The sequence below is a fragment of the Streptomyces laculatispora genome, from assembly GCF_017353455.1.
GTDB classification, from domain to species: Bacteria; Actinomycetota; Actinomycetes; order Streptomycetales; family Streptomycetaceae; genus Streptomyces; species Streptomyces laculatispora.
The window spans coordinates 1-8,968 of record NZ_JAFMPZ010000145.1; the positions used below are offsets into that span (position 1 = coordinate 1).

At 71.6% G+C, this 8,968-nt stretch carries 6 protein-coding genes; 4 read left to right on the plus strand and 2 right to left on the minus strand.

Annotated features, from left to right (window positions below):
* Positions 1 to 1,179: pectate lyase-like domain-containing protein (locus J1C73_RS08675; protein ID WP_504743046.1), on the plus strand; the 1,179-nt coding region annotated here is incomplete at its 5' end.
* Positions 1,180 to 1,254: 75 nt separating this feature from the next.
* On the opposite strand, the gene J1C73_RS08680 is transcribed toward J1C73_RS08675, so the two are convergent.
* Entirely contained in the window at positions 1,255 to 3,933 is a 2,679-nt protein-coding gene (locus J1C73_RS08680; protein ID WP_307797629.1) for a SpoIIE family protein phosphatase, read from the minus strand.
* Positions 3,934 to 4,216: 283 nt separating this feature from the next.
* Between J1C73_RS08680 and J1C73_RS08685 the strand changes: the two genes are divergently transcribed.
* Together J1C73_RS08685 and J1C73_RS08690 are read left to right on the plus strand one after the other, a co-directional pair.
* A complete protein-coding gene (locus tag J1C73_RS08685) occupies positions 4,217 to 4,360 on the plus strand; it encodes a hypothetical protein (protein WP_207315831.1) in 144 nt (47 codons plus the stop codon).
* Between the two features lie 348 nt (positions 4,361 to 4,708).
* Positions 4,709 to 6,031, plus strand: a complete 1,323-nt coding sequence (locus J1C73_RS08690) for a geranylgeranyl reductase family protein (protein WP_207315832.1) — start codon at positions 4,709 to 4,711, stop codon at positions 6,029 to 6,031.
* A 58-nt stretch (positions 6,032 to 6,089) separates the two neighbouring features.
* On the opposite strand, the gene J1C73_RS08695 is transcribed toward J1C73_RS08690, so the two are convergent.
* Positions 6,090 to 8,618, minus strand: coding sequence for a SpoIIE family protein phosphatase (locus J1C73_RS08695; protein WP_207315833.1), 2,529 nt, complete (start codon positions 8,616 to 8,618; stop codon positions 6,090 to 6,092).
* Between the two features lie 135 nt (positions 8,619 to 8,753).
* Between J1C73_RS08695 and J1C73_RS08700 the strand changes: the two genes are divergently transcribed.
* Positions 8,754 to 8,930, plus strand: coding sequence for a hypothetical protein (locus J1C73_RS08700; RefSeq protein ID WP_164494555.1), 177 nt, complete (start codon positions 8,754 to 8,756; stop codon positions 8,928 to 8,930).
* The last annotated feature ends 38 nt before the right edge of the window (positions 8,931 to 8,968 follow it).

The following is an 8,968-nucleotide window of genomic DNA, read 5'->3' on the forward strand; positions in this document are numbered from 1 at the left end:
CCGTACTCGCAGCAGCAGTGGTACACCCGCGACAGCTCGGTCGGCAGCTGGGGCAACGGCGTCTGGAACATGACCTTCTCCGGCGTCGAGGGCGCCCCCGCCCAGAGCTTCCCCAACCCCCCGTACACCACGCTGGAGAACACCCCGGTCTCCCGCGAGAAGCCGTTCCTCTACCTGGACGGCAACAATTACAACGTGTTCGTCCCCGCCAAGCGCACCAACGCACGCGGCGTCTCGTGGAACGGCACGCCGCAGGGCGAGTCCATCCCGCTGAGCCAGTTCTACGTGGTCAAGCCCGGAGCCTCGGCCGCGACCATCAACGCAGCGGTGCAGCAGGGCCTGCACCTGCTGTTCACGCCGGGCATCTACCACGTGAACCAGACGATCAACATCGACCGCGCCAACACGGTCGTGCTGGGCCTGGGTCTGGCCACGATCATCCCGGACAACGGGGTCACGGCCATCAAGGTCGGTGACGTGGACGGGGTGAAGCTCGCCGGCCTGCTCGTCGACGCCGGTCCGGCCAACTCCCAGGTACTGGTCCAGGTCGGCCCCGACGGCGCCTCGGCCGACCACGCGGCCAACCCGACCACCGTCCAGGACGTGTTCATCCGGGTCGGCGGTGCGGGAGCGGGCAAGGCCACCACCGGCATGGTGATCAACAACGACGACACGATCATCGACCACACCTGGCTGTGGCGCGCGGACCACGGTGAGGGCATCGGCTGGGAGACCAACCGGGCCGACTACGGCCTCCAGGTCAACGGCGACGACGTCCTGGCGACCGGACTGTTCGTCGAGCACTTCAACAAGTACGACGTGCGCTGGTCCGGCGAGAGGGGCAAGACGATCTTCTTCCAGAACGAGAAGGCGTACGACGCCCCCAACCAGGCCGCCGTCCAGAACGGCAGCACCAAGGGGTTCGCGGCCTACAAGGTCGACGACTCCGTGACCACCCACGAGGGCTGGGGGCTGGGCAGCTACTGCTACTTCAACGTGGACCCGACGATCCGCCAGGACCACGGCTTCGAGGCACCGGTGAAGCCCGGAGTGAAGTTCCACGACCTGCTCGTCGTCTCCCTCGGCGGCCAGGGCCAGTACGAACACGTCATCAACAACACCGGATCACCCACGTCGGGGACCTCCACCGTCCCGTCGAACGTGGTGTCCTTCCCGTGACGCCCCTCATGAAATGAACGAACGGCGCGGGGTCCGGCAGCTGCTGCCGGACCCCGCGTCGCCGCCGGTGCGGCCCTATTCGGGTGGCGGCTCCGGCTCGTCAAGTGTCTGTTCGGACCAGATCACCTTGCCGCGCGCGGTGTAGCGGGTGCCCCAGCGCTCGGCGAACTGGGCGACGAGGAACAGCCCCCGCCCGCCCTCGTCGGTCGTCTCGGCGTAGCGCAGATGCGGCGAGGTGCTGCTGCAGTCCGACACCTCGCAGATCAGGGCCCGGTCGTACAGCAGCCGCACGGTGATCGGCTCGGAGCCGTAGCGGATGGCGTTGGTGACCAGCTCGCTGAGGATCAGCTCGGTGACGAACCCCTCCTCGTCGAGCCCCTGGTCGGCGAGCCACCGGGTGGCCTCCTTGCGGACGCCCGAGACGGCCGAGGCATCGGGGGCCACCTCCCACTGCACGCGCCGGGCCGGGTCCAGGATGCGGGTGCGGGCCACCAGCAGGGCGACGTCGTCGCCCGGACGGGTGGGCAGCATGGTTTCCAGCACGTCGTCGCAGGTCTCCTCGGGGGTCCGGTCGCGGTCGGCCAGGGCCCGGCGCAGCTGCTCCAGACCGTCATCGATGTCCCGGCCGCGGCGCTCGATCAGACCGTCCGTGTACAGGACCAGACGACTGCCCTCGGGCACCTCCAGTTCGACCGTCTCGAAGGGCATTCCGCCGATCCCCAGCGGCAGGCCGGCCGGAACCTCGGGGAACTCGACGGTGCCGTCGGGCAGTACGAGGGCGGGCCCGGGGTGGCCGGCCCGGGCGATCGAGCAGCGCCCGGTGACCGCGTCGTAGATCGCGTACAGACAGGTGGCACCGGTGACCGCGACGCCGCCGTCGGTCTGCTCGTCCTGGTCGATCCGGGCGACGAGCTCGTCGAGGTGGCCGAGGAGTTCGTCGGGCGGCAGGTCCAGCGTGGAGAAGTTGTGCACCGTGGTGCGCAGCCGGCCCATGGTGGCGGCGGCGTGCAGACCGTGCCCGACCACATCGCCGACGACCAGGGCGACCCGGGCACCGGACAGCGGGATCACATCGAACCAGTCCCCGCCCACCCCGGCCTGCGCCGGCAGGTAGCGGAAGGCGACGTCCAGGGCGTTCTGCTCGGGAACACCGCGCGGGAGCAGGCTGCGCTGCAGGGTCACCGCCATCTCGTGCTCGCGGGTGTAGCGCCGGGCGTTGTCGACGCTGACGGCCGCCCGGGCCACCAGCTCCTCGGCGAACGACAGGTCCTCGGCGGTGAAGGGTTCCTCGTTCTGCGCGCGCCAGAAGTTGGCCATGCCGAGGATGACACCGCGCGCGTGCAGCGGTACGGAGAGCAGCGAGTGGAATCCGTACTCCAGGATTCTCGCGGCCTGCTCGGGGTCGGGTTGCCGCCACTGCGAGGACGCGGTCAGGTCGGGCACCATCCAGGTGTGACCGCCGCTGGTGCCGATGGCCTCGGGGTCGGTGGGCACGAATCCGACGACGCGGCCGAGGGGGTACAGGGGGTGGTCCGTGCCGGTGCCGCAGATGGCGGTGCGGCGTACGTGTATCACATTGCCGGAGGGTAGCTCCGGTTCCTCTCCGCGCAGCACCGCGTCGGCGAGGTCGACCGTCGCGCAGTCGGCGAATCCGGGGGCGGCGACCTCCGCCAGCTCCCGTGCGGTCGTGGTGACGTCGAGGGTGGTGCCGATCCTGGCACCCGCGCGGTACAGGAGCATCAGACGCTCCCGCACAGTCTCCGCCCGGCCGGTGACGACCCGCAGCTCCGTGGTGTCCCGCAGGGTCGCCACGACGCCGGGCGGCCCGCCGCGCTCACCCGTGGGACGGAGGTTGACGGCCAGCAGCCGGTTCCCGGCCGGCCGCACCTCGTCCGTAGCAACCCGGCCGGAGGCCAGCAGTTCGGCTGTGCGGGGCTCCAGCCCCAGGTCCGTCACCGCGCGGCCCTCGGCGTCGGCGGGCAGTCCGAGGAGCCTTCGGGCCTCGTCGTTGGCCAGCAGCAGCCGGTGGTCGGCGCCGATGATGAGGACCCCCTCGCGGACCGCGTGCAACACCGCGTCGTGGTGCTCGTACATCCGTGTCATCTCGGCCGGGCCGAGGCCGCGTGTCTGGCGGCTCAGGCGACGGCTCACCAGGGCCGCGGCACCTGTTGTGAGGGCCAGCGCGGCCAGCGCCGTGCCGATGGCGAACGGGATGCTCGGACTGGCCAGCGCGTTCACGGTCTCGACGGTGATTCCCACGGACACCAGCCCGGCGATCGAGCCGTCGGGCCGTCGGACGGGCACCACCGAGGCGACCGCGGGACCGCGGCTCGTGGTGGAGATGCGGGTGAAACTCTCGCCGTGCAGCGCCTCCTTGTACGGGCCGAATATGTGTTTCCCGATGAACGCTGGGTCGGGGTGGGTGTAGCGGATTCCGTTGGTCCCGGCCACCACGATGTACTCGACGCGGGTTCGCTTCCGGATCTCCTCCGTGAGCGGCTGGAGTACGGCGGTGGGGTTCTTGCTGTCCAGCGCCGCTACGGTCCCGGGCGCTTGCGCGAAGGTCTCCGCCACGCTCAGCGAACGGGCCTCGGCCTCGTGCGTGCTGTCGCGTCTGCCCTGGAGCACGAGCGAGACGACCGCGGCCACCACGAGCAGCACCGCGATCCCCAGCGTCGTGAAGAAGACCTGCCCGGCCACGGTGCGGGCGCCGAAGCGGGAACGCAGCCTCCGGACCGGTGGGGACCGCTTCACGTCCGGTTCGGAGGTGGCATGCTCGTCACCGCCCGGGCGTCCGCCATCGTGTTGATGCGGCCGCCGGGCGGAGCGGTGAAACCACGCCCGGAACCGACCTGTCCCACACACATATCCAGGTTTAACACGGATTGCCGGGGGCGGAACGCGGAGCGGGTCCTACCGTGTGGGACCGGGCTCCCCGCCCGGGAGCCGGTGGAGGCGTTCCGACCGGGTGATGCGGCCCCCCGCCCGGTTGCCGCGCCCGTCCACCGGCGCGGCAACCGCCGGGCATGATCCGCGAATGGCGCCTGTGTTCCTGACCAAGGCGGTCGAGCTGCTCCTCGGCCGGGAGGGCCGTTCGGGCTGCTCGCCGACGCGGGCCGGGGGCCGCCGGAGCAGGCCGGCCGCGGTCACGGAAAGCGATCACCGGCCCGCGGGGGTGTGAACGGCCTACCGCCGGGCATAGGTCGGGTGACCGACAGGAGGTGGTGGCAGTGGGCCGCATCAGGGTTGTCAGACGTCCCCAGCTTCCGTCACGGCCGCCGCCGCTCGATCTGCGTACTCCGTCCGGGCGTCCGCTGCCGTACTGACTCCGTCATCGTCCGTCCGTCGTCCTCGGGGCCGCACTCCGTGCGGCCCCGATCCGTGTTGCGGCGGCTGCGCCGAACGGGCCGAGAGACCACACCCCTCGCACTCATGATCACCCTGCCGCGGAGCTGCGCGAACCGACAGGATGTCGGTGTACAGGGCCGCCTTCCCCGGCGGCTCCGGCCGTCCCAGGAAAGGGTTCCCGATGCGGGAAGCGCACGCAGACCAGTCCCCGCCGGACGAACAGCCCGCCGGCCGGTCCGAGGAGGCCCAGGTGATCGTGGTGGGGGCGGGACCGGCCGGCTCGTCCGCCGCCTTCCACCTGGCCCGGGCGGGCGTGGACGTGCTGCTTCTGGAAAAGTCCGGCTTCCCCCGGGAGAAGGTGTGCGGGGACGGCCTCACGCCGCGTGCGGTGCACCAGCTCATCCGGATGGGCATCGACATCGACGCACCGGGCTGGACGCGGTCGCGCGGGATGCGCTGGGTGACCGGGGACCGGCAGGTGCAGATCGACTGGCCCGCGCTGGGCGGCTACCCGGACTTCGGTCTCACCCGCAGCCGTCACGACTTCGACGACATCCTGGCCCGCCATGCCGTTGCTGCCGGGGCCCGGCTGCGCACCGGCGTGAAGGTGACCGAGCCGGTGACCGACCGGGCCGGACGGATCACCGGCGTGACCGCGGTGTCCGGGACGGCTCCGCCGGTGGTGCACCGGGCGCCGGTCGTCATCGCCGCCGACGGCGCCTCCGCCCGGCTCGCCCTCGCGATGGGGCTGCAGCGGGACACGAAGCGCCAGATCGCCACGGCGGCCCGCCGCTACTACCGCAGCCCCGAGCGTTCCCGGGAGGAGTTCCTGGAGCTCTGGGCCGACCTCCGCTTCCCCAGGAGCGACCGCTTCCTGCCGGGTTACGGCTGGATCTTCCCGATGGGTGACGGGCGCGTCAACGTGGGACTCGGCGCGATCCCGCACCGCCGGCACGGCAAGCCCGATCTACGGGCCACGCTGGACCAGTGGCTGGCCCGTACACCTCCCGAGTGGGGGCTCCGTGAGGAGAATGCCGAGGGGCCCGTCCGCAGCGCCGCGCTGCCACTGGGCCTCAACCGTCATCCGCTGTACACCCGGGGCCTCCTCCTGGTCGGCGACTCCGGGGGCATGATCAGTCCGTGGAACGGTGAGGGCATCGGTCAGGCGCTGGAGGCCGGGGAGGTCGCGGCGCAGAGTGCCGCGCTGGGCCTGGCCATGCCCCCGGGCCCGCGGCGGGAGCGGGCGCTGCACCACTACCCGGTCGAGATGAACCGGCGCTGGGGGCGCTACTACCGGCTCGGCAACACGGCCGCCGATCTCGTCTTCAGCCGGTCGGGGTTCCAGCCGATCCTGAACCGGTACGTGATGGGCTCGCCCTTCCTGCTCAACACGCTGGCCCGGCTGCTCAGCAATCTGACGGACAACCCCTCGCGCGATGTGATCGACCATGTCCTCAACACCGCGGTGCGCCTCGTTCCCGCCCCGAACGCACGCCGGCGCTGAGGGCGGGCTGCCGCAGGCGGCCCCGGGGACACGCGTCCTGGCTGGTTCGGCGTGCCGCTCACCGGCTCCGGGCCGCCCCGTCGTCGATGTCGTACCAGCGGGCGGCGAGCAGCAGGGCGATGTCGTCGGGCCGGTCCGGGGCCTGTCTGGCCCGCCCGATCACATGGTCCGCCGTGTCGGCCATCGGGGCCGGGCCGAGGTCGGCGATCGTGCGGCGCAGCCGCTCGATGCCGACGTCGATGTCCGTTCCCGACTGCTCGACCATGCCGTCGGTGTACAGGGCGAGCATCGCGCCCGGGGCGAGGTGCAGTTCGCTGACGGGGTAGGACGCGTCGGGATCGACACCCAGGACGACTCCGCCCGACAGGTCCATGACCTCGGCAGTGCCGTCCGGGTGACGGAGTACGGGCTGCGGGTGTCCGGCCCGCACAGCGTGCGCGATGCCGGTGGCCGGGTCCAGGACGATGTAGCAGCAGCTGGCGAACTGGCCGGGGTCGAGGTCGATGAGGAGCCGGTTGGTGCCGCTCATCACCTCCTGCGGATCGTGTCCGCTGAGTGCGAAGGCCCTTACCGCGCTGCGCAGCTGGCCCATGGTCGCGGCGGCCGCGACGCCGTGTCCCTGGACGTCCCCGATGATCAGGGACAGCCTCTCGCCCGTCTCGATGACGTCGTACCAGTCGCCTCCGACGTCCATGCCCTGGGTGCCCGCGAGGTAGCGGCCGGCGGTGTCGACGTGGTCGACGACGGGCAGCCGGTGCGGCAGCAGGACATCCTGGAGTCCGCGGGCGAGGGCGGCCTCGCTGTCGTACCGCTGGGCCCGTTGCAGTGCCTGGGCGATGAGGCCGGCCAGCGCGGTCAGGATCGTGCGTTCCTCGGGGCTGAAGCCGCGCGGCTGGTCGAAGCCGAGGATGCACGAGCCGACGTGCTGTCCGGAGGCGATCAGCGGCAGGAAGGCGCGGGCGCCGACATTGGCGTCCATGGGGATGCCGGGGTAGGCGGCGCTCAGATGCTGCATGGACTCGAAGAAGATGGGGCGGCCGGAGGTGAGTGTCTCCACGCCGGGGATGCGGGCGTCCAGGCCGACGCCGTCGAACCCGTCCAGGAAGCCCTTGGGGAAGCCGGTCTCCCATTCCAGGTAGAGGCGGCCCTCCTTGAGCAGGTAGATCGCGAGCTGTCTGCCGCCGAATGCGGGCAGCAGTTCCTCGGTGACCACGGCGGACACCTGCCGGGCCGTGACGGCCTCGGTCAGCGCGATGGCCAGCGCGACCGGCCGGTAGAGCGCGGCGGAACGGTCGGCGGGGGAACCGAGCCCCAGCCCCGGTGAGGGGACCGGCCCCGGAGTGCAGGAGGGCTCCTCGGTGGGGGTGAGCACAGCCGTCAGCCCTTCGTGCCCCGGGTACAGGGAGACCGCGAGCCAGGGGGGAGGGGTGCGCCGGGCGAGGAAGTGGACCGGGTCGTCGGAGATCATCGCGGCCCGGTAGTGGTCCTCGTACGCCGGGTTCGCGGACCATGGGAGTACCTCCCAGAGCACCCGCCCGACCAGCTCGGACCTGGCGTGGCCGAGGAACTGCTCGGCCAGGTCGTTGAGGTAGGTGATCCGGCCGAAGCGGTCCAGCGAGAAGATCCCCCGCGGCAGCCGGTCGGCCGCCTCGGGGACGACCGGGCCGATGCCGAGGTCCACCAGGAAGCCGGTCAGGTGACTCGCCGTACCGCCGCCGGCCACGTTGTCCCGGCGGCCCGAGACCTCCAGCAAGTGCGAGCGGCCGTCGGGGCCGCGCAGCCGCATCCTGCGTACGACGGGACCGCCCGACCCCGCCGCCTGACGGGCCAGGGCCCACAGGCCGTACACGTCCTCCGGTGCCAGTTGCGCGGCCAGTGCGCTGATCGTGCCCGGGAACTCGGCGGGTTCGGTGCCGAGGATCCCGCACAGCTCGGCGTCGGCGCCGACGGCGCCGCTGGCCAGGTCCCAGTCGAAGCGGCCGATCCGTACGGGCGGCGAGCTGCCGGCGGGCAGTTGCACGGGGAGCGGTTCCTCGTCCCACCGCGGTTTCGTGCCGCTGGACTCCAGCTCCGTCAGTGCGGCGCCGAGCCGTTCGGCGACGCTCCGCAGCCTGCGCCGTTCGGCGGTTCCCACCGGCCTGCCGGGGGTCGCCGGGCGCAGCACCGTCAGGACCCCGACCCGCTCGCCGGCACTGAGGACCGGCACGTGCAAGGAGCCGAACGGGAACGGCAGGCCCGCCATCAGCTGCGGGAAGCGGCGCATGGCCTCCTCGGCGTCGGCGAGGTGCACCGCGCGGCCCGTACGGAAGACCTCGGCCACGGGGAACGGACGGTTCACATGCATCCGCCACCAGGGGCGGAAGAGCGGTCCCGGCAGCCCGGCCAGTACCGCCAGCCGCAGCAGTCCCGGTGTCAGGGAGCGCAGAAAGACGCCGCCCGCCTCTCCGCCCACGGACTCCACCCCGCTCACGACGGCCTGGGCGAGCACCAGGGACAGTTCGTCCGGTGCACGGCCGTCCTTCAGCCGCGCGGGCACTTTGCCGCTCTCGCTGAGCGGAGTACCCCGGGCAGCTCCGTACCAGGTCACACACCCAGCATGCTCCCGGGCAACTGCGCTCCGCACTTCAGACGCAGAGACACATGACCCGAAATGCACCCTTTATACTTGTATGCGAGTCTGAAAGGCAGCCCATCGTCCGACATCCGCACAGGAGGCACGATCATGGGCAAGAAGCAGAGTCGGCACAACCGTGGCGCCCGCAGCGGCGGCCATGAGCACTCCGCGGCCACGACCACGGAGCCCAAGGAGCAGACGAGCACCGCACCCACACCCGAAGGGGTGGAGGCGATCTCGGAGCACGTCTCGCACAAGCGCGAGCGGAAGTTCGGCCACAACTGACCTCTGACACCACCGCCGCCATCGCAACGGAGCGGCAG